The following is a 20508-nucleotide window of genomic DNA, read 5'->3' on the forward strand; positions in this document are numbered from 1 at the left end:
CGCTATGATTAAATAGTAACAAAATATTTCGAAATGATTGTAGTGCTTTGGGGCCTTCATTGTTACCAATTGCAAGCAAACATTTCTATAAAAAACAAACAGTTATTAGATAAATTGATAATAGAAAATCTCATCACATTTAACACATAAAAAAGCGACCGCCGCAGCGATCGCTTGTTTGTGGTGTCTTGTCTTATTAGCGCTAAGTACTGACTTTAGCGATAAGCACTAACGCCTTTGTCGCTACTTAGAACTTAAATCACCTTAGAACTTAAAGTTAGCTCCTAAAGTAACACCTGAAGCATCTAGGTTACCTTTATCAGCCACGTTATCTACCTTTGGATACCAGTCATAAGCCACTTCTACCGCAGCATTAGGAGCAAGGTTATAACCTAGACCTAGACCACCGGCGATACCTGTATCTGATTTTTTACCATCATATCTATTGTAAGCTAATGATTTAGAGTCGATGTCTACTTTGTTTTTAGCCACACCTAAACGACCTTTGGCATACATTTGCGAGCCTGGGAAGGTATAGTCATAAGTACCATATAGACCATACACATCAGCGCTATATTCAGACTTATTGGCACCACGTGTGAAGTCTTCATCATTAGTGGTCATATATTCAGCTTCGACACCGAAGTTTGGGGTGAATTTAGCACCACCATAGATGCCATACGACATGGCTTCGTTGTCTGCTTTGTCTAGATCATACTGACCAATTTTTGCACCGATATAAGGCTGTGCAGTCATACCATTGCCATAGTTCACGGCAGCTTGTGCACCCATAGTCATTAATGAGCCAGCAGCTAAAGCAAGTAGAGTTTTTTGTAATGTTTTCATGATTTTCTCCTAGTATTGTTTTCGATCAAAGAAAGGGTTAAAGCATTTAAATCAAATACCTATATCTAAAATCTAAATCAAACACCTATAACCGTGTCTGTTTAAATCCCTTCTTTTTATCTATATCTATATAGTAACAAAATATTTCGAAAACTGTGTCGATGCTTGGTAGTGCAGATGTTAACTTTTGCTACCAAATCTATCCACTAGAAACATAGCCTTAGCCATGTCAAACATATAGTCCCAAACACATAGTCTCAAACACATAGTCTTAGATACTTTTAAGCACCGATAGCCACTATTTTTGATAAGCAAAGATTAACAGTCGCTGTGAGTAAGATAAGCCATAAAAAAAGCGACCACCGAGGTGATCGCTTTTTTTGTTGGCCAGATCGGCCAAACTATTTAGGTATTTTCAAGCAAGTTAGATTAGAACTTGAAGTTAGCACCTAAAGTGATACCAGAAGCATCTAGGTCGCCTTTGCTACCTACATTTTCAACTTTTGGATACCAATCGTAAGCCAACTCTACTGCTGCATTAGGAGCGATGTTGTAACCTAGACCTAGACCACCTGCAATACCAGTGTCAGAATGCTTACCGTTATAGCTTGCAAATTGGCCAGCAACGTTTTTAGCATCTACGTCTACTTTGTTTTTAGCAACGCCTAAACGGCCTTTAGCGTACATTTGTGAGCCTGGGAAAGTGTAGTCGTAAGTACCGTATAGGCCATATACGTCAGCACTGTATTCAGAACCAGGAGCAAAATCTTCATCACTGGTGGTTAGGTATTCAGCTTCAATACCGAAGTTTGGTGTGAATTTAGCACCACCATAAACGCCATATGATAATGCTTCATCGTCTGCATCATCAAGGTCGTATTGACCAATTTTAGCACCGATGTAAGGCTGAGCGGTCATGCCGTTACCATAAGTAATCGCTGCTTGTGCGCCAGCAGTCATTAATGAACCAGCAACCAATGCTAATAAAGTTTTTTGTAATGTTTTCATAGTATTCTCCAATTAAAAGTATAGCGATTCGCATCAGTATAAGAAAATTATTCTAAACACGTCGCTGTATCGATGAGCCTATAGTAACAAGATATGTCCGATTTTTATGTCGCTATTTGATAGCGGCAATGTTAACTTTTGAAAGTAAATATATCTTTTTAAAACAAACTCTTAATCTTAGATTCACACCCAAAGCGACTGCCCGAACAATCGCTTTGGTTATTTATGAAAATTAACAAGGTTTTGATATTCAATTACTGGTGTTAAACAATCACTCTTGCCTAGCGGTTAAATACCAAGGTTAGAATTTAACGTGAGCACCTAAGGTAACACCGCTGGCATCGATATCGTCACCACGTGTGTTTTCAATAGAAGGGTACCAGTTGTACATAGCTTCGATAGAGGCATTCTGTGCCACGTTAAAGCCTAGACCTAAGCCACCTGCGATACCTGTTTCAGAGCCAGAATCTTTATAAAGATTTGAGTTCTTGCTTTCCACATCGACTTCATTCTTAGCGACACCCACACGGCCTTTAGCATATAAGCCACCTGTGTTAGGGAAGGCATAATCATAAGTACCATACAGGCCGTATACATCAGCTGAGTATTCTGTACCTGGACCGAAGTCTTCATCACTGGTAGTTAGGTATTCAGCTTCGACACCTAGGTTTGGTGTGAATTTGGCACCACCGTAGACACCATATGAGGTGCCTTTGTCTTTCGCACCATCAAGATCATATTGACCCACTTTAGCACCGATATAGGGCTGAGCTGTCATACCGTTACCATAGCTAACAGCCGCTTGAGCGCCTACCGTCATTAGGGTACCAGCAGCTACCGCAAGTAGGGTTTTGTTTAAAGTATTCATAGTCTTCTCCTAAAAAGTGAGTCAACAAACAGCCTTTAAAAAGCTTATTTGTTATCCATGAATCTATAGTAACAAGATATGTCAAAGGTTCTGTCAGTGTTTGATAGGCATGAAGTTATTTTTTACGAGGATTAGTTATTTGGTGCGTTACAATCCTAGATTTATGAAAACTTTTGTTACATTTACCCTTTTTAGCAATAAAACAGATATATTGTCCAATCTTTTGGACGATTGACGGGCCAAAATAAGCCTTTTATATCAATAAAAAATCAAGGATGGACATCGATGAGCAGCCCCACAAGCTCAAGCGTTGCGGCGCTACTAGACACTTTAAAATCAAAAGAGCAGTACCGAAAGCTGCCTGGTATCAGACATGAAAACCAATGGATTGTTTTAGATAATAAGCAGCTATTAAATATTTCAAGTAATGATTATCTGGGGCTTGGTAATGATACCCAGCTACAATCGCAGTTTTTGAGTGATTTGCAAGCGATGCCAGATAGCCAGAGGCCTAAGATGGGTGCCACCTCTTCTCGGCTGTTGACCGGTAATCACAGTCAACTTCCCTTATTAGAAGCGGAGCTGCTAGAGTGGTATACACTTGCTTTGCCAGAGGCGCAGCGCTCAACGTGTAACAAATCTGTGTTGGTGGTCAATAGCGGCTATCACGCCAATATAGGTATCTTGCCAGCACTGGCTAAGCTGCCGCTTAATACCTTAATATTGACCGACACGTTAATTCACGCCAGCCTTATAGATGGTGTGCGCCTTATTGGCAACAAGCACCCACACTGTACTTATCAGCGCTATCGCCATAATGATATGCAGCACCTAGCCACTTTGATTGAGCAGGCGGGTGATGAGATACAACGCATTATTGTGGTCACAGAAAGTATCTTTAGTATGGATGGTGATCGAGCCAACTTAAAAGCCTTAGTCAAGCTCAAGGCCTGCGACCCTCGCATTGAGCTGTATATTGACGAGGCACATGCAGTGGGTGTGCTCGGATATAATGGACTTGGACTTGCTGAAGAAACTCAGACATTAGAGGATATAGATTATATCGTGGGTACTTTTGGCAAAGCCTTTGCCTCGATGGGTGCTTATGTGATTTGTGATGCCTCTGTTCGAGAGTGGTTGATTAATCAAATGCGCTCTTTTATCTTTAGTACGGCGCTACCGCCCATTACCCACTGCTGGACTCGATTTATTTTGGCCAAAATGCCTTCGCTATATCAATCACGCAGTCACTTAGCCAATATATCACGCCGCGTATCTTACGCCATTCACAATGACTCAGTTGCGCAATATGAGTCGCCCATTATTCCTTATATATTAGGCGATAATGCCAGCGCTATAAAAAAAGCTCAGGCGCTGCAGCAAGCAGGATTTTATGCCCTGCCCATTCGTCCGCCGACTGTGCCTGTAGGTACCTCACGCATTCGACTGGTCATGAATGCTAAGCTCAGTGATGATGACTGTAGCCGGCTTATTGAGCAGTTATCTGGTTCATAAGACAACGAAATCACCAGCCGCTTAACCAGCCATTTAACCAGTCGCTTAACCAGCCGCTCAGTAAGTTAAACCGTTAGATGATTGATTATTTAGCTCTTATCAATTGTGATTTTCCCATAAAAAAAGACCGTGCTAATAGCACGGTCTTTTTTATACCGCTTACTAAGTTGATAACTGAGGTAAGCGAGATACTTTATAAGCTTACTTTTTGTCGTCTTCGTTGACTTCAGTAAACTCAGCATCCACCACATCATCATCAGCGGCATTGGCTTCAGTAGCATCGGCTTGAGGTGCTGCACCTTCTGCGCCTTGGCCTGCTGCGTAAATCTTCTGGCTGATTGGCAAGAAGGCATTGTCTAAAGCTTCAAGCTTGGCTTTGATGTCATCATGGTCATCTTCTTTAGCAGCCAACTCTAGATCACTGATGGCAGTTTCAACTGAAGATTTTTCTTCTTCAGTAACTTTGTCTTCAGCATCTTTTAGCGCTTTTTGGATGGCATGGATACGACCATCAGCCTCGTTACGCACTTGAGCTAGTGCTGCGAATTTTTCATCTTCTGCAGCGTTGGCTTCTGCGTCACGTACCATTTGCTCGATTTCTTCATCCGATAGACCAGAGTCGGCTTTAATCTGGATGCTTTGCTCTTTACCAGTACCTTTGTCTTTGGCTGAGATGTTCATGATACCATCAGCGTTGATGTCAAAGGTTACTTCGATCTGAGGCATACCACGAGGTGCTGGTGGGATATCAGTTAAGTTGAACTCACCCAACAGCTTGTTTTGGGCCGCAACTTTACGCTCACCTTGGAACACTTTAATGGTTACCGCAGGCTGGTTGTCTTCAGCGGTTGAGAACACTTGTGATTTTTTGGTAGGAATCATAGTGTTTTTCTCAATGATGCCGGTCATAACGCCGCCCATGGTTTCGATACCTAGGGTTAGTGGGGTTACGTCAAGTAGTAGTACGTCAGTTTTGTCGCCTGATAATACTGCACCTTGAATGGCTGCACCAACCGCTACCGCTTCATCAGGGTTCACGTCTTTACGTGGCTCTTGACCGAAGAACTCTTCTACTGTTTTTTGTACCAGTGGCATACGAGTCTGACCACCAACTAAGATAACGTCATCGATATCGCTGGCTTTAAGGCCAGCATCTTCTAACGCTACTTTACAAGGATCAATCGTACGTTTTACCAAAGCTTCGGTTAAGGCTTCAAGCTTAGAGCGGCTGATAGTCACTACTAAGTGCTTAGGACCACTAGCATCTGCAGTAATATAAGGTAGGTTTACTTCAGTGCTTTGTGCGCTTGATAGTTCAATTTTCGCTTTTTCAGCAGCTTCTTTTAGACGCTGCATCGCTAGTGGATCACCTTTTAAGTTGAAGTTTTGCTCTTTTTTGAACTCTTCAACCAGATAGTCGATCAAGGCTAAGTCGAAGTCTTCACCACCTAAGAAAGTATCACCGTTGGTCGACAATACTTCGAACTGCTGCTCACCATCAACATCAGCGATTTCGATGATTGATACGTCAAATGTACCACCACCTAAGTCATAAACAGCAACGGTGCTATCGCCTTTTTTCTTATCCATACCATAAGCTAAAGCTGCGGCAGTCGGCTCGTTGATGATACGCTTAACGTTTAGACCCGCAATTTTACCGGCATCTTTAGTGGCTTGACGCTGTGAGTCGTTAAAGTAAGCAGGTACAGTTACTACCGCATCAGTTACTTTTTCGCCTAAGTAGTCTTCTGCTGTTTTTTTCATTTTTTGTAGGATTTCAGCAGAAATCTGTGGTGGCGCCATTTTTTTGTCGTTTACTTCTACCCAAGCATCACCGTTGTCTGCTTTAACGATTTTGTATGGCACCATACCGATGTCTTTTTGTACCACTTTGTCATCAAAGCGGCGACCGATAAGACGCTTAATAGCATATAAAGTGTTGTTTGGGTTGGTGACTGCCTGACGTTTTGCAGACTGACCTACTAAGATTTCGCCATCTTTATAAGCGATAATTGAAGGGGTAGTGCGTGTGCCTTCAGCGTTTTCGATGACTTTAACTTTGTCACCTTCCATCACTGCAACACAAGAGTTGGTTGTACCTAAATCAATACCAATTGTCTTAGCCATAATATAAAACTCCAAATCATTTCTTGTTTGTGTTTATTTCAATGTTAGCATTTGGCTTACTGTTCATGCTGTCCGTGGTTCATGCCACAACTGTGTAAGCCTTGCTTGTTGTCTTTATATATCGGTTTAGTGCGTCTATTTTTCAAGCCAAATTCAACACAATTGCGCAATTTATTGTCATTTTTTGCATTTTCACCTTTCATATGCCCTTATAAGCGACTGATTTATTTGGTCATCCTGCCGCAGAGATGGGCCTCAGGCAAAACGGTTGATGACTTATTGACCGACTTTAACCATCGCAGGGCGCAATAGACGACCGTTTAAGGTATAACCTTTTTGTAGAACGTCACCCACAGTGTCAGCTGGCGCTTCAGGATCAATGCCCACCGCTTCGTGTAGCTCTGGATCAAACTTAGCGTTTTGTGGGTCTACCACTTCTACGCCTTGCTTATTTAATACGTTTAAGAAAGATTTATGGGTAAGTTTTACACCCTCTAAGATGGCGTCATCGGCATCATCATCGGCTTGGACGCTGACAATGGCACGCTCTAAGTTGTCCACAACTTCTAATAACTCTTTAGCGAATTTTTGTAGTGCAAACTTACGGCTTTTCTCAGTTTCTTGTTCCATGCGTTTTTGAGCGTTATAGGCATCGGCATTGGCGCGGGCTTGGCCTTCTTTGGCCGCTTTTACCTCACCTTCTAATTCTGCAATACGTGCCTGATAAGTGCTCACATCAATATCACTGTGTACCACATCATTATCGCCGCCATTGGCCTCTGGATTAAACTCATTTAGGGTCTCTTCTAAGATGGTCTCTGAGTGGCCAACATTGTCATGTACTGGATTGTCTTGAGGATTATTCGCTTCATTATTACTCATGGTTTTCTCTCCTTATTGGCTTAAGTAGCTTATATAGCGTAATGGGTATAGCTTAATGGGTCACTTATTAAATTTATGAATAAAAAGGGCAAAGGAAGCAGACGTTTTAATTTTTTTGCAGTCTGCTGATTTAATGCCCTGTGCACACATCTTTTGTGGTATAAGTTTTTATGGTCAGCAGCTTAATTTCATTATTTCCCGCTTTAATGCTAAATAGCAGTTCCCGCTTTAATGCTAAATAGCAGGGGGAATCATCTTTTGTTAATGTTTTGTATGGTAACTGCTTGATAAAGGCCATGAGCCAAAATTTCAACCCCTAAGCACAAACTTAACACAATCCTATAACAAGACTGTGGGGTTTTTGCCCTAAAATTAGTGCAAGACTTGTCATTACCATACCTTATTTTGTTATGTCACTGTGTTATTGGTCACTTTATTATCAGTCACTGTGTTATTGAGAGTTTGATGACTTGCCCTTTTTTATTATCCAACCGATAGGATTTCACTGTTATGCGATCGCCGCTATTTGCCGCCTCATCCACTCACCCCCAAGTTGCCCACGCTGATGGACATCAAAGGGGCCGTGGCCGTTATGCCAAAGTGCTTGCCATGGCGATAGTGGCTGCGTCGCTCGCAGTGGTCGGCTGTGATGGAGCGACTCAGGGTGAACAGCAGCAGGCTGAGGTTCAGATTTTGGACAATAAAATTGTGGTCAGTCACGACCTGATTCATACCAGTATTCCAGAGCGCTATCAGCCCAGCTACAATCTTGTCGGCGACTTAGTGCCGGTTAACAGTGTTGACTTGACTGCCCCTTATCACATCGTGTCAAGCACGCTTGAGGTGGCAAAAGGTGATAGCGTGCAACCAGGGCAAGTGGTGGCCAGACTTGAAGCAAAAGTTGCTGAAAATGAGCTGCCTTTTATTGGTAATGACTTTCTGGAGGTGTATCAGGGCGATAAAAGAATAGACGCACAATCCACTCAAAGCAGTGCCACCAAGCGCACCGTAAAATCAAGCGGTACTGGTAGTATCAGCGGCGTAGGCGTGGCCGTCAGTGCCACCAGTGATACGGCCGATGATGCTCAGCGCTCATCCGCTGTAGATAAGCCCATACAAGACAGTAAGACTCAAAGCACTGAGACAAATACACTTCAGCAGGCAAATAAATCCCAACGCTTGGTGGAGGTGACCTTGGTGCTCAAGTCACCCATTGCTGGTAAAGTGACTAATATACAAAACACAGCTGCCACACAAAATACAGCTGCCACACAAAATACAGCGGCGCCCAAAGATACCACTGAGAGCACCGATAACACCAAAGGCGCAACTGATGAAGTCAACACCTCTACTGCGCTACCCTCGCCTATTATTACTGTGGCCAATACTCGGGTGCTACAATTAATCGCACAATTGCCACTGGAAACTCAGTCACAGTTGTCCGTTGGTAAGCCGGTGAACTTTACTGTGTTTGATTTACATAAAGAGTTTACCGGTCAAATCAGCCACATTACCCCCGATGCCAATAACCACACTTTGACGGTACATGCGCCTTTGATTGCTGGTGAAAACACAGCGTCACTACTCAAACCTGGCATGCGCGCCTCGATGAGCATTGAATATGGTCAAATTGAGCTTGGTGTGCGCTTGCCGCGCGAGGCCATTCATGAAGCCAACTTACAGCCGCTGACTAAGAAAAACCCTCGCCCTACCACACCCATTCATGGCTATGTGTGGATTGTGGGACAGGACCAAAGCTTGTCATACACGCCCATTCAAGTGGTGGAGTACTTTGCCGATTCAGATCAATTCTTAGTCAGTGGTATCAGTAATGAAAGCTTGGTCTGTCTGGCAGATTTACCCAAAGATTCCGATGGCAAAATACTTTCGGTTCAATAAAATACTTTTGGTTCAATAAAATACTTTTGGTTCAATAATGATAAAAAATGCACATGAAATGACAAATCACTGGTTATTTTGGGGCTTTTGGGTCATGGCCAATGCTCTTGCCAGCTTTATGTGGGGCAGCATTGTATTAAGTGCGACACCTGCAGCCTTTGCCGGCATGTTGCTTGGGATTGTGGTATTTATCCTAGTATATGGCACCCTTGATGCCTATCTTATCAAGCAGAATCTGAGCAGATGGCACGATGCACTGCGCCGAAGCGTGTATATTAAGGCGGGTTTACAGCTTATGAATGTGTTTTTGGCATTTGGCTGGCCCGCTTCTCCTGAGCTGTGGGCCGGTATTATTTCGGTGGGTATTACTCAAGATCGACTGGGTATTGCTCAGAACCATTATCCATTTGGGTTTGCACTGCTCAATACGTTGTTGACCGGCGCCATTTTATCGCTAATGGTCGCCGCGCTTACTGCGATTATTTTCTTTATTAGAAAGAAGCACGAAAGCCGTTAAGCCGGTAAAGTCTATTAAATAGCAGGTCAAAGAGCGGGCCATAGCCTCATTGATGTTTTATTGATGGTTTCACGTGAAACATAGATAAGCGCTAATAATCAACCCATATCTTTAAGTACTGTTCCACGTGAAACTTTATCTTAATCTGCAGATGATTTAAGACAGCTTTTGCGCCATCAAAGCTTGTTTGAGTGCAGTATGTTTAAATACAAAGCCAGTATCTAGTAGATGCTTTGGCAATACCTTTTGGCCTTCAATTAACAAGCCTGACATCTCTCCGAACATCAGCTTCAACACTGCTTTAGGCAAAGTCATAAAAGTCGGACGCTTTAACCAACTGCCCACAATCTGGGTAAACACTGCATTACTAAGCGGATGCGGCGCCGTTAAATTATAGACAGTGCTATCGGCATAATGCTCATTCGCCGTATGCTGCGCCATAATATGCACTGCCGCTCGAACCCAATCGTTCAGACTAATCCAGCTCATGATCTGATTGCCATCCCCCAACTGACCACCCAGCCCCATTTTAAAAGCAGGCAAAATCTTGGCCAGCATACCGCCGCTGGGATGAATCACTATCCCTGTGCGTAGGATAACTACCGGTACCTTAAAGTCTAACGCTTGCTTAGCTTTAGCCTCCCAAGCCTCACACAATTGATGGGCAAAATCTGCATCACCTTTATCCTCAAAGCGACTGCTTTCATCAAGTGGCATCTCGCCTTGGTCTCCATACCAGCCTATGGCTGAGCCGCTAAGTAGCAGTTTAGGTTTGACCGAGGTACGGCTTATATAATCTAATAAAGCTTGGGTAGGCTTAAGCCGGCTTTGCAGCAGCAACTGCTTGCGCTCATCACTCCAACGTTTGTCCGCTATGCCTGCCCCAGCCAGATTGACAATCACATCAAAGGTGGACTGCGTGGTTTGTAATTGCTCATAACTCATTAAGCTCACAAAGCTTGGGTGCGGCTGGATGGCGTCTCGAGTCAGCCAAGTTATGTGAGTGTCTGAGTATTGAGAATCTTGTTCTGTGCCTTGGGCATCTTGTAAATATTGGCTTAATGTCTGACCAATAAATCCAGAACCCCCACTAATTAAAATATTCATACCTCATCCTTGTGTTATCAAACCTATATTAAGTAGCGGGCACAGTAGGATAAAAAACTAACGAATCACCTGCCCGCTTGATGCATCACTGATCTGACTAGGTAGCACATAGCCTAAAGTCTCTCCTTGTAGATACGCTATGTCTTGCCCAAAGTAGGCATAGGCCTGCTCAAAACTCTTAGCCGGAGAGTCTCCTGATGGGTTACAGCTGGTTGAGACCACCAGCCCATAAGGGTTGGCAGAGCTGACCATTTGCTGACACAGCTGAGCAATAAGTGGATGCGCAATCACTCTAACCGCAATAGAGTCGTGTTTTCCGGTAATCCAATAAGGTACTAAAGCATCGATGCCAGGTTGGTGTGGGTCATGAGCCTTGCTAGCATTAGCCTTTTGAGCACCAATATCTTGAGTATTCGTATCTTCGTTATCCGCTTCTGTTGTTGCGCTAAATTCAGCCGTCTTTAAAGGCAATAGCCAAGTGTGCGCCTGCTGAGTGTGTGCTGCATTATCCTCACTTGCTCGCGTTGACCAACTGGCTATGATTTGTTGCTGACGACTCTGGGGTAATTGCTGTAATAATGGCCTGATACGCTCAATGCTGTCAGTCACCACGATCATCCCCTTCTCGCTTGGCCTGTTTTTTATGGCCAATATCTGCTCAACGGCTTGTTGGTTATAAGCATCACAGCCTATACCCCAGACGCTTTCGGTGGGATAAGCCAGAAGTTTGCCTTGCTGTAGCCATTGTGCGGCTTGTTCAGGGCTTGTGGTGGTAGCGCCATTCGGCTCAGTAGTAGCATTCATAGTTTCAGACTTCATTGACACAATAGACCGCCGATAAGCCATCTATTTGATACGGATAAAAAACCGGCAAAACAGTTTAAACACGCTGATAACGACCGCCGACCTCAGCGACCGCACCCATTAACTCAAGCTCCATGAGTTGACTTAATAAGGTAGCGGTATCTAGTTGGGTCTTATTGATTAAGGCATCTAGGTCCTGCGGTTCAAATTGGATATGTACCCACAAAGGCTGCAGGTGCTCAGAAATAGTAACAGACTTCTGCGCTTTTAAAATAGGATTCACGTTATCTTTGGGTGTCGCAGTGGTATCAGAGCTCACTGCATTGGGATGCTTTGTAGGGTGTGAAGTAGCATTGGCATGAAAGTGGTCTGAACTGTTGCCATATATAGTGTCTTTGGCCTGCGATATCTGCACAGGTGTCACCAATTGATGGCACAAATCACTCACAATTTGATCAGGATGATACACCAAGGTCGCACCCTCTCGAATCAGATGATGCCCCCCTTGAGCATTAACATTATCAATGTCACTAGGTAGCGCAAACACTTGCTTGCCCTGCTCTGAGGTAAGGCGTGCGGTAATCAATGAGCCACTTTGTAGCGCCGCTTCGGTTACCACAGTACCAAGACTTAAGCCGGCGACAATTCTATTGCGCCTAGGAAAGGTGTGTTTGTGAGGCGGTGTGCCTGGGAACAGCTCACTGACTATACAGCCACCCTCTGCAATCATCCGATCAAACAAGGCCTGGTGCTGCTTGGGATAACAGACGTCTATGCCGGAACCCATCACCCCCACGCTGCGCCCGGCATATTCAGCAGGCTGAGATAAAGCACCTAGGTGGGCCTGGGCGTCTACCCCTTGAGCCAAACCACTACAGATAATAAAACCAGACTTTGCCAAATATTGAGCGATATCAAAGCTAAAGCGCTGCGCTTTTTGTGTCGGCCTACGGCTGCCCACAATGGCTATCTGTGCTTGATTCAAACGCTGCTTATTGCCTCGATAAAACAACAAAGGTGGTGGATCAAATAGACCAAGCAGCTGCTGCGGATAATCAGCCTGTTGTTGAAACAGCAAATGAAACTCGCCCGCGGCCATGCGCTGTTCAAGCTGCGCGATAAACTGAGCATCCTCCTCCTGACTTGCCTGCGCATGCCGATCAAGATGCTTTTTATGAATACCTAGATTTTGCCATTGACTCCTGCCTGCTTGTAGCGCCTGCTGCGCCGTCTCAAAGTGAGCAATCAGTTTATAAAAGGCAGATAAAGAGGTGTTTACCCGTTGCCATAATAAAAGTATAGCGGCTTTCTCTGTCGTTAATGCAGGTTCAAGTGCTGTCATATTATTTACCAGTTTTTATAGTATAGTCAGCGAACTGTTAAACGGTTACGGCGCTAACCTCACTAAGCCTACATTTCTCGCTAAGCTTACATTTATAGACCTGATGCTCGGTTGCCTTGTCACCATTTTAGACGTCTTTGACTATAGCGTTATGTTGTCTTGCTATCTTTATGCTCCGACACCTCTGACACTTATGTTTAGTATGTCTATCCTCATTTAAAGAAGCGTACTCTCCGTTAACACCATAGCATTGGAGAGTTATCAGTGTATAGGTTATCCACCATCATTGTTTGGTTTTAATCATCATTATAATGATTAAAATAAATCCTTATTTTCTATATGGTTATCTGTACTTAATAAAACCTTACTGATACAATGGATTTAAAACTACTTAATACTGAATAAACTATTTCACACGTCAATCAATATAGCCCATTTCAGTCAATACAGCCCACGTTGCTAACTTTCACTTATTCTTAGTCACAACAGGTACACATGCTATGGCTAACGCTCATCAAAATAACCCGAGAAAGGAAGTCACTTATGCTCTTGTCGGCGTGATTGGTTTCTTACTACTTGTCTTGCTAATCGCCCTTTCTGGATATTTTCGTCCAGGCGGTCAACACGTCGTATCTAATGAGTCAGAAGATACGCAAGACACAGAGCTAGGTGCTGAGAGCGCCAGTAATACTGATGTAAAGCCGCTTATCAGCGTTCGTGATGAGCCTGTCGAAACCATTACAGTAGAGGCGATTGAATCGCCTAAAAAAGTAGAGCTGGGTAAAATGCTGTGGTTTGATACCCGCTTATCAAAATCAGGAACCTTGTCTTGTAATAGCTGTCATGATCTTGCCAAAGGCGGTACAGACAACATCCCAACCTCAGTAGGCTACAACTGGGCAGAAGGGCCAATCAATTCGCCGACAGTGTTAAACAGTCGCTATTTCTTGGCACAGTTCTGGGATGGACGCGCCAAAGACCTGATGGATCAGGCCGGTGGTCCAATTGAAAATCCAATAGAGATGGCATCGTCTCATGAGTATGTTGAACAGGTTTTAAACTCAATCCCAGAGTACAAAGCCTTGTTTAATGAAGCTTATGGCAGCAGTGGTGATGTCACCATCGATCAGGTAACCGAGGCAATTGCCTTATTTGAGGATACTCTTGTGACACCGAATTCACGCTTTGACCAATGGCTTGCCGGCGACGATAGTGCCATCAATGAGCAAGAGCTAAACGGCTACAAGCTATTTAAAGACAGTGGCTGTATCGCTTGTCACAATGGTGCGACATTAGGCGGCAGCTCGTTCCAAAAGTTTGGGGTCTTTGAGAAGTACACCACACAAAATCTATCTGAAGGACGCTACGCCGTTACTGGAAAGGAAGAAGACAGACACGTCTTTAAAGTACCGACACTGCGTAACATTGAGCTCACCTATCCGTACTTCCATGATGGTCAGGTTAACTCACTCGCAGATGCGGTCAATATCATGGGCAAAATTCAATTAAACCGTGAATTTACCTCCGAAGAAACCGCAGACATTGTGGCGTTCTTAAAAACCCTAACTGGTGATCAGCCGCAGATTACCCTACCTAAACTGCCGCCCTCTAACGAGAACACACCGAAGCCTATTCCGTTTGAAAGACAAGGCTAGGCTATAAAAAGTAAGCGCCAGAGTAGATTTCGATAAAAAAAACCAGCGATTCATTCGCTGGTTTTTTTATGACAAAACAGGTCAATTAAATCTTAATCTAAACGGGTGCTACCACCGCTTTAATCTCATCCGCCACTAGGCTGGCATCATTATCCAGTACCGTCACATGCTGCTCTAGGCTCTCAATATCTTTGGTATGCTCAGGGCGCTCAATGTCTATCTCGCCAATCGCTTCAAAGATAGTCTCTGAGAACTTCACTGGCAGCGCTGTCTCCGCACAGATAATAACCTCACCGTCTTTTTGCAGCTCTTGCGCCACTTTGATACCGTCGGCAGTGTGTGGATCGACCAAGTCGTTATAAGTCTCGTACACTGCTTTGATGGTATTTAAGCGGTCTTGGTGCGTTGATTTACCTGCCGCAAAACCATAACGGCTATTGACTTCCTCTAACACGTCTGACAAATCAAAGCCGTTACCTACCTTCACCCCATCAAACAGCTCATGCACCCGTTTGCTGTCTTTTTCTAATAACAGATAAATAAAGCGCTCAAAGTTTGACGCTTTTGAGATATCCATAGACGGGCTTGAGGTCACATACGTTTTGTCGGCTGGGCGCGGCGTATAAGTGCCTTGGTTAAAGAAGTCGTTTAATACGTCATTTTCATTGGTAGCGACAATTAAGCGGTCAATCGGCAGACCCATTTCACGGGCAATGTGACCGGCACAGATATTACCAAAGTTACCTGACGGCACACAAAAACTGACTTTTTCATCGTTGCTTGTAGTTGCTGCACCGTTTGTTACAGAGAAGTACGCCTTAAAGTAATAAACGATTTGCGCTAGGATGCGCCCCCAGTTGATTGAGTTGACCGTACCCAAGCTGTATTTGGCTTTAAAATCAGCATCTTGCTGCAATGCTTTAACAATATCTTGGCAATCATCAAACATGCCTTTGATCGCAATATTATGAATATTGGCATCGGTTAGGCTATACATTTGTGCGCGCTGAAACTCACTCATTTTGCCATGGGGCGACATCATAAATACTTCGATATTGTCTTTACCACGCAGTGCATATTCCGCCGCACTGCCCGTATCGCCACTGGTTGCACCAATGATGGTCAGACGCTTGCCTTTTTGCTTTAACACGTATTCAAAGGCATTACCCAAAAATTGCATCGCCACGTCTTTAAACGCCAGCGTTGGGCCATTAGACAATCCTAAAATATACAAGTCATCTTTGAGCTTGCGTACTGGCACAATATCTTCACTACCAAAGACTTCAGCAGTATAGGTACGCTCGATAATGTCTTTTAAATCTGCCTCATCAATATCGGTGGCAAACAGACGCATAATGGCAAACGCCAGCTCTGGGTAGCTCAAGTTACGCCACTTATCCAACGTCGCAGCATCAATCTGCGGATAGCTCTCAGGTAGCATCAAGCCGCCGTCTGGCGCCAATCCCATCAACAACACATCGCTAAAATCCATCGGCTCGGTTTGACCACGCGTACTGATATATTTCATGTCTTCGTCTTATCCTGTCAAAAGAGGTCATCAATTTTTGTATCAAAAAGAGTAGCATATTTTTAGACATAAGCCATATTAAATAAACGGCTTATTGGTTTTGTGGTGGGGTATGTGGTAGTTTTGGCATGTGCGTCATTAATAACTCTATTAAAAAACAGCAAAAAGACAACTATGAATAACATGCTCAGACTCAAATCAACGTTACTAACTCAAGTAGATAATAAATGGCATTACCAAGGTGTGCCATTTACAGGGGTTGTCTTTTTTGATAAAGAAGACAGTCAAATAGCGCCCTTTATCGTTCATAACGGTGCTATTACTGAACCATATATCTCTCCATGTATAGAAAGTCCACCTTCAATAATGCAGGTTGATCAGTCAGCTATACATAGTCCAGACTGCCGTTATGACCAGTTGCATGATTGTTGGAATGATGTACGATTGCGTTATCAGGATAAGTCATATGCGGGAATGGTGTATGACTTTGTAGAGGGAAAATGTCTGTATGAGAACTATATCGATGATGATGGTTACTCTGGAAACTATATAACTTGGAATACAGACAGTCTTTTGCCAGTAAGTTTTGAATTACTTTATAAACCTGACGGATTAACATATAGTTATGATGGATTTAGAGTAGATGAGGTGTTTTTTTCTTATGCGGATTGGCGGAACATGGAAGAAGTGGAGGAAGTTAGAATAAAGTATAATCCAGTTACTAAAAAAGTTAAAAAATTCTCTGCGACTAAAGGCGTTTTACAAGACAAACCCTATACAAGTTGTCCAATACCTTTACCTGACGTATATAAGATGATCGATAGTTATCAAACTTTCACTTTTGATAGCTTTTTATCACTAGGCTTAGATAAAAATATTATCAATGAGCTATTTGACATATGGTCGAATAATAACAGCTTTCAGTATGTTGAGAGACTATTAATCAGTGGGTTAGATGGACTAGATGGATTGGCAGATTTTAGTATCTTTAATAACAAGCAGGTTTTTGGTTCATTAACAGAAATAATTCCTCTTACAGAGTTCTCATTAGAAACAAAAGAAAGGCTTAAAATGACTGCTCCTAATCTCAAAATATCTCTCTAGTATTAGTTAAAAGAGTACTGTCTGATTAAAAAAATAGATGATGTTGTTTATGATTAATTACTGAGCTTAAATTCATCTAAAAGGAATGCCATTGATCTATCTAATCCTAGACGTCCATTACCAAACCGACCTTACAACGCAAACCGAGACTGCCAAAGTCTCAGGAATACGTTTTCAAGGTATAGAGTTAAATAAGATACTAAGCGAACATATCGTTATCGTAAACGAAGTATCCCATTATGAGTCAGGACAGTTCTATAAACGAGAAATGCCTTGTCTGCTTGCCCTAATCAATAAAATCGACCAAACAAATGAACGATTCGATGTCATTATCATTGATGGTTATGTCTTTTTAGATGGCAAAGAGCAAGCAGGACTGGGCAAATATCTTTATGATAACCTACAAACAAAAAAGCCTGTTATCGGTATCGCCAAAAATCAGTTTAAAGACATTAGTGACCATTATGCGGTATGGCGAGGTGTTAGTAAGCATCCACTTTATGTGACCAGTATTGATTTTGATATTGCGGGTGCAAAAGATATGGTTAGCAAATTAGAAGGGAATCACCGTTTACCAAACATCATTAAGCAGGTAGATGCGCTAGGACGAGTTTAGTATCACTCACACTACACGACTGAATTGTTAACCCTCTCATTTAATGATATAAATAGCTTATGACGGCTTATTAATAAATCTCAGTCTAAAAGTTTATTTCATCAGTTAATAACTAACAACAAAAAGGGTAACACCATGGCAGATATCGAAATTGAAAAAAAACACAGCTTAGACTTTAATACCGCCCGTGAACAAGCCAAAAAATGGCTTGAAAGTGCCAAAGATAAATATGGTATTAATGCCAATTATGTCGAAGGCGAGAACGAAGACAACGTGACAATCACACGTAAAGGCATCGATGGCAAAGCCACGCTAGATGAAAATAAAATACGTTTTGAAGCGACCTTGGGCTTTTTGGCCAAGCCATTAAAAGGTAAGATCAAAGACGCCTTAGAATCAGGGTTAAGCAAGTATTTTAACTAATCTACTTTCCAATTGATTGGTATTATTTTGACCCTCATTTATACCCAAAAAAGCCCAGCTCTATTATGAGCTGGGCTTTTTGGGTGACTCGTTGACCTTAACAACAAGTTAGAGGTCAATCCTTTTATCTATCACGAACTGGTGTGTAAGCATCCGACCATCCCATCTTTTTTTCTATTAAAAAATGCGAGATAGTGTCCACGATCAAATAATCGTGGACACTAAGATGACAATACAACCCTCTAATAAACCCAAACGAAGAACTTACAGCCCCGAGTTTAAAGCACTTTTAGTAAAAGAAGCGACAGACTCAAATCGATCATGTAAATACCCCATTCTTAACACAACATCATCGTAGAATAATTAAGCCACCTGCCTGTACTCAGCAGGTGTCATATCATTAAGTGAATCATGGGGTCTTTCGGTGTTATAAACCTTGATCCAATCCTCAGTCAGCTTACTAACCTCGTTTAAATTGTTGAAAAGGTAGCAGTCTAAAACCTCATTACGATAACTGCGATTAAACCGTTCAATATAAGCATTCTGATAAGGACAGCCAGGCTCGATATAGTCAATATAGATGCCGTGAGCTGATGCCCAATCAGTGAATGTGCTAGATGTAAACTCACTGCCGTTATCCACACGAATTTGCTTAGGATAGCCATGCCACTCGGCTAGCTGGTCAAGGTAGCGAATTACTCGGAGTGAAGGCATACTGGTACCAATATCAATGCCTAATACTTCACGGTTGTAATCATCAATCACATTAAAGGTTCGAAAGCGAATATTGTTGTGCAGCTTATCGCTCATAAAGTCCATAGACCAAGTATGACCCAATGCGTTTGGCACACTTAGCGGCTTAGGGTTGCGCGTTGGTAGCCGTCTTTTAGACTTACGGCGTAGGTTTAAGTTTAACGCGGTATAAACACGGTGTACTCGCTTGTGATTCCATGAGTAGCCAAGCTTGCGTATACGCTTAAAACACTTTGGGAAACCCCAACGATTGTGCTTGTCAGTAAGCTTGTTTAAGACATCAATAATCTCACTATCATCAGGTAGCTTAGGCTTATAGTAGTAAGCGGTTCGACTCATACAGACCACCTGACAACTAACTGCAATGCTGACATCATACTGCGCCTGTAATTCTTGCGCCCAGACTTTGCGCTCGGGTACAGGCGCTATAGCTTTTTTATGATATCTTCCTGCATTTGCGCTTTAAGGCTTAAATCAGCATACATCTGTTTAAGCCTACGGTTTTCTTCTTCAAGCTCTTTTAGTCGTTTGACATCAGAGGCTTCCATACCGCCGTATTTAGACTTCCATTTGTAAAATGTCGAGCTAGCTACCCCGTATTTACGGCACAGCTCTTTAGCAGATATCCCAGCTTCTGCTTCTTTTAATATTGATACTATTTGGGTCTCGGTCATTCGTTTGCTCATATTAAAACTCCTTATGCGTATTTTATAAGAAATTCTACGTTTGAGCTGTGTTATTTTAGGGGATAGTTACAATCAATCGCCAGTATCGCCCGAGAGCATGGCATTAACCAAAACCTTCTACATAACTGGAAACGTCAGTATCAGCGTACACAGACTCAAACCGGCACATTGCCTGATGCTATCGACAGTCCTGCTGATCCAAACCCGAACTTTATCCCCATCTGCCTTGAACCTGAAGTCACACATCTAGGCTCAGCATCCGTCATACAAAACATCAAACTGCAAATCGCAGCCTCAGGATCTGGATGCATAAGCCTCAACATTGCCCAAATTGACACCCAAAGCTTGATTGACCTACTACGAGGACTACAATGATAGCCATCAACCACATCTGGTTATCCACCACGCCCATGGACATGCGATGTGGTAGTGGCAAACTACTGGCCCACATCATCACCGAGCACCAAAGTATCCGTCCTCACTGCGCCTACCTGTTTTACAACAAAGCAGGCACACGCCTAAAAGTACTTATTCATGACGGACTTGGCATATGGCTTTGTAGCCGTCAGCTCGATGATAATAAATTTCATGGCTTAACCAAAGCACTCACCACCACTCAAACTGGCATCAGCATCAACCGTGAGCAATTTAACGCCTTAATCAGTGGACTGCCTTGGCGTAACATGGGTCAGGATAAATTAACCCCCATTCTATAAATATCAGATGACAGGCAAATAAAACTCTGGCAACATATCGCCATGACTGCTGCCAATCTATCCGACTTATCAAAAGACCCCATTTACGCCGAGCTTTTGGTGAAAATCCGCG

Annotated in this window: 19 protein-coding genes and 1 pseudogene; 10 read left to right on the forward strand and 10 right to left on the reverse strand. The window is 43.0% G+C overall.

What is annotated here, in order from left to right:
* Positions 1 to 264: 264 nt before the first annotated feature.
* The 3 genes from MN210_RS12970 to MN210_RS12980 form a co-directional block, all read right to left on the reverse strand.
* Positions 265 to 846 (reverse strand): porin family protein, encoded by a 582-nt coding sequence (locus tag MN210_RS12970; protein WP_011961578.1) that lies wholly within the window; start codon positions 844 to 846, stop codon positions 265 to 267.
* A gap of 429 nt (positions 847 to 1275) precedes the next feature.
* Entirely contained in the window at positions 1276 to 1854 is a 579-nt protein-coding gene (locus tag MN210_RS12975) for an outer membrane beta-barrel protein (RefSeq protein WP_241878788.1), read from the reverse strand.
* Between the two features lie 301 nt (positions 1855 to 2155).
* Positions 2156 to 2722 carry a porin family protein gene (locus tag MN210_RS12980; RefSeq protein WP_241878789.1) on the reverse strand — a complete coding sequence of 189 codons (567 nt, stop codon included), beginning with the start codon at positions 2720 to 2722 and terminating at the stop codon, positions 2156 to 2158.
* A 285-nt stretch (positions 2723 to 3007) separates the two neighbouring features.
* Between MN210_RS12980 and MN210_RS12985 the strand changes: the two genes are divergently transcribed.
* The gene (locus tag MN210_RS12985) at positions 3008 to 4237 is read left to right on the forward strand and encodes an 8-amino-7-oxononanoate synthase (protein WP_338412328.1); all 1230 of its coding nucleotides are present in this window, start codon (positions 3008 to 3010) and stop codon (positions 4235 to 4237) included.
* Positions 4238 to 4438: 201 nt separating this feature from the next.
* Here MN210_RS12985 and dnaK read toward each other — a convergent pair whose 3' ends face one another.
* Together dnaK and grpE are read right to left on the reverse strand one after the other, a co-directional pair.
* The gene (gene dnaK, locus MN210_RS12990; RefSeq protein ID WP_011961582.1) at positions 4439 to 6364 is read right to left on the reverse strand and encodes a molecular chaperone DnaK; all 1926 of its coding nucleotides are present in this window, start codon (positions 6362 to 6364) and stop codon (positions 4439 to 4441) included.
* 276 nt (positions 6365 to 6640) lie between these two features.
* Positions 6641 to 7246 carry a nucleotide exchange factor GrpE gene (grpE, locus tag MN210_RS12995; RefSeq protein ID WP_155587236.1) on the reverse strand — a complete coding sequence of 202 codons (606 nt, stop codon included), beginning with the start codon at positions 7244 to 7246 and terminating at the stop codon, positions 6641 to 6643.
* Positions 7247 to 7756: 510 nt separating this feature from the next.
* Here grpE and MN210_RS13000 point away from each other — a divergent pair.
* Positions 7757 to 9145 (forward strand): efflux RND transporter periplasmic adaptor subunit, encoded by a 1389-nt coding sequence (locus tag MN210_RS13000; protein WP_338412329.1) that lies wholly within the window; start codon positions 7757 to 7759, stop codon positions 9143 to 9145.
* A gap of 58 nt (positions 9146 to 9203) precedes the next feature.
* Positions 9204 to 9662, forward strand: a complete 459-nt coding sequence (locus MN210_RS13005; protein ID WP_227535329.1) for a hypothetical protein — start codon at positions 9204 to 9206, stop codon at positions 9660 to 9662.
* A gap of 156 nt (positions 9663 to 9818) precedes the next feature.
* On the opposite strand, the gene MN210_RS13010 is transcribed toward MN210_RS13005, so the two are convergent.
* From MN210_RS13010 to dprA, 3 genes are all read right to left on the reverse strand, one after another.
* Positions 9819 to 10769: a TIGR01777 family oxidoreductase gene (locus MN210_RS13010; protein WP_338412330.1), complete on the reverse strand. Its 951-nt coding sequence runs from the start codon at positions 10767 to 10769 to the stop codon at positions 9819 to 9821.
* A gap of 57 nt (positions 10770 to 10826) precedes the next feature.
* The gene (locus MN210_RS13015; protein WP_227535331.1) at positions 10827 to 11573 is read right to left on the reverse strand and encodes an L-threonylcarbamoyladenylate synthase; all 747 of its coding nucleotides are present in this window, start codon (positions 11571 to 11573) and stop codon (positions 10827 to 10829) included.
* Between the two features lie 76 nt (positions 11574 to 11649).
* Complete coding sequence (gene dprA, locus MN210_RS13020; RefSeq protein WP_338412331.1) at positions 11650 to 12915, reverse strand: DNA-processing protein DprA; 1266 nt, start codon at positions 12913 to 12915, stop codon at positions 11650 to 11652.
* 500 nt (positions 12916 to 13415) lie between these two features.
* On the opposite strand from dprA, the gene MN210_RS13025 reads away from it, so the two are divergent.
* Positions 13416 to 14570, forward strand: a complete 1155-nt coding sequence (locus MN210_RS13025) for a cytochrome-c peroxidase (protein WP_338412332.1) — start codon at positions 13416 to 13418, stop codon at positions 14568 to 14570.
* Between the two features lie 97 nt (positions 14571 to 14667).
* On the opposite strand, the gene thrC is transcribed toward MN210_RS13025, so the two are convergent.
* Positions 14668 to 16098, reverse strand: a complete 1431-nt coding sequence (gene thrC, locus MN210_RS13030; protein ID WP_338412333.1) for a threonine synthase — start codon at positions 16096 to 16098, stop codon at positions 14668 to 14670.
* 174 nt (positions 16099 to 16272) lie between these two features.
* Between thrC and MN210_RS13035 the strand changes: the two genes are divergently transcribed.
* The 3 genes from MN210_RS13035 (at position 16273) to MN210_RS13045 (ending at position 18241) form a co-directional block, all read left to right on the forward strand.
* A complete protein-coding gene (locus MN210_RS13035; RefSeq protein ID WP_338412334.1) occupies positions 16273 to 17202 on the forward strand; it encodes a hypothetical protein in 930 nt (309 codons plus the stop codon).
* 91 nt (positions 17203 to 17293) lie between these two features.
* Positions 17294 to 17818, forward strand: a complete 525-nt coding sequence (locus tag MN210_RS13040) for an endonuclease V (protein ID WP_241878794.1) — start codon at positions 17294 to 17296, stop codon at positions 17816 to 17818.
* Positions 17819 to 17953: 135 nt separating this feature from the next.
* Entirely contained in the window at positions 17954 to 18241 is a 288-nt protein-coding gene (locus tag MN210_RS13045) for a polyhydroxyalkanoic acid system family protein (RefSeq protein ID WP_110817241.1), read from the forward strand.
* A gap of 363 nt (positions 18242 to 18604) precedes the next feature.
* On the opposite strand, the gene MN210_RS13050 is transcribed toward MN210_RS13045, so the two are convergent.
* Positions 18605 to 19680 (reverse strand): IS3 family transposase gene (locus MN210_RS13050; RefSeq protein WP_425605606.1). Its coding sequence is split into 2 segments (ribosomal slippage): positions 18605 to 19431 and positions 19431 to 19680, totalling 1077 coding nucleotides; the frame shifts between segments, so codons are not numbered across the junction.
* Between the two features lie 84 nt (positions 19681 to 19764).
* On the opposite strand from MN210_RS13050, the pseudogene MN210_RS13325 reads away from it, so the two are divergent.
* The 3 genes and pseudogenes from MN210_RS13325 to tnpB all read left to right on the forward strand — a co-directional run.
* Positions 19765 to 19830: pseudogene (locus MN210_RS13325) on the forward strand (transposase); the annotation flags it as partial.
* Between the two features lie 18 nt (positions 19831 to 19848).
* Complete coding sequence (locus tag MN210_RS13055) at positions 19849 to 20055, forward strand: hypothetical protein (protein WP_241878797.1); 207 nt, start codon at positions 19849 to 19851, stop codon at positions 20053 to 20055.
* Positions 20052 to 20396 (forward strand): IS66 family insertion sequence element accessory protein TnpB, encoded by a 345-nt coding sequence (tnpB, locus tag MN210_RS13060; RefSeq protein WP_338412335.1) that lies wholly within the window; start codon positions 20052 to 20054, stop codon positions 20394 to 20396. The genes MN210_RS13055 and tnpB overlap by 4 nt, the downstream gene beginning before the upstream one ends.
* Positions 20397 to 20508 lie beyond the last annotated feature (112 nt).

Origin of the sequence: Psychrobacter raelei (genome assembly GCF_022631235.3) — a bacterium.
GTDB lineage: Bacteria > Pseudomonadota > Gammaproteobacteria > Pseudomonadales > Moraxellaceae > Psychrobacter > Psychrobacter raelei.

Coding starts and splice junctions, on each gene's coding strand:
- MN210_RS12970 (WP_011961578.1), bottom strand. CDS start 846: ATGAAAACATTACAAAAAACTCTACTTGCTTTAGCTGCTGGCTCATTA.
- MN210_RS12975 (WP_241878788.1), bottom strand. CDS start 1,854: ATGAAAACATTACAAAAAACTTTATTAGCATTGGTTGCTGGTTCATTA.
- MN210_RS12980 (WP_241878789.1), bottom strand. CDS start 2,722: ATGAATACTTTAAACAAAACCCTACTTGCGGTAGCTGCTGGTACCCTA.
- MN210_RS12985 (WP_338412328.1), top strand. CDS start 3,008: ATGAGCAGCCCCACAAGCTCAAGCGTTGCGGCGCTACTAGACACTTTA.
- dnaK (WP_011961582.1), bottom strand. CDS start 6,364: ATGGCTAAGACAATTGGTATTGATTTAGGTACAACCAACTCTTGTGTT.
- grpE (WP_155587236.1), bottom strand. CDS start 7,246: ATGAGTAATAATGAAGCGAATAATCCTCAAGACAATCCAGTACATGAC.
- MN210_RS13000 (WP_338412329.1), top strand. CDS start 7,757: ATGCGATCGCCGCTATTTGCCGCCTCATCCACTCACCCCCAAGTTGCC.
- MN210_RS13005 (WP_227535329.1), top strand. CDS start 9,204: ATGACAAATCACTGGTTATTTTGGGGCTTTTGGGTCATGGCCAATGCT.
- MN210_RS13010 (WP_338412330.1), bottom strand. CDS start 10,769: ATGAATATTTTAATTAGTGGGGGTTCTGGATTTATTGGTCAGACATTA.
- MN210_RS13015 (WP_227535331.1), bottom strand. CDS start 11,573: ATGAATGCTACTACTGAGCCGAATGGCGCTACCACCACAAGCCCTGAA.
- dprA (WP_338412331.1), bottom strand. CDS start 12,915: ATGACAGCACTTGAACCTGCATTAACGACAGAGAAAGCCGCTATACTT.
- MN210_RS13025 (WP_338412332.1), top strand. CDS start 13,416: ATGGCTAACGCTCATCAAAATAACCCGAGAAAGGAAGTCACTTATGCT.
- thrC (WP_338412333.1), bottom strand. CDS start 16,098: ATGAAATATATCAGTACGCGTGGTCAAACCGAGCCGATGGATTTTAGC.
- MN210_RS13035 (WP_338412334.1), top strand. CDS start 16,273: ATGAATAACATGCTCAGACTCAAATCAACGTTACTAACTCAAGTAGAT.
- MN210_RS13045 (WP_110817241.1), top strand. CDS start 17,954: ATGGCAGATATCGAAATTGAAAAAAAACACAGCTTAGACTTTAATACC.
- tnpB (WP_338412335.1), top strand. CDS start 20,052: ATGATAGCCATCAACCACATCTGGTTATCCACCACGCCCATGGACATG.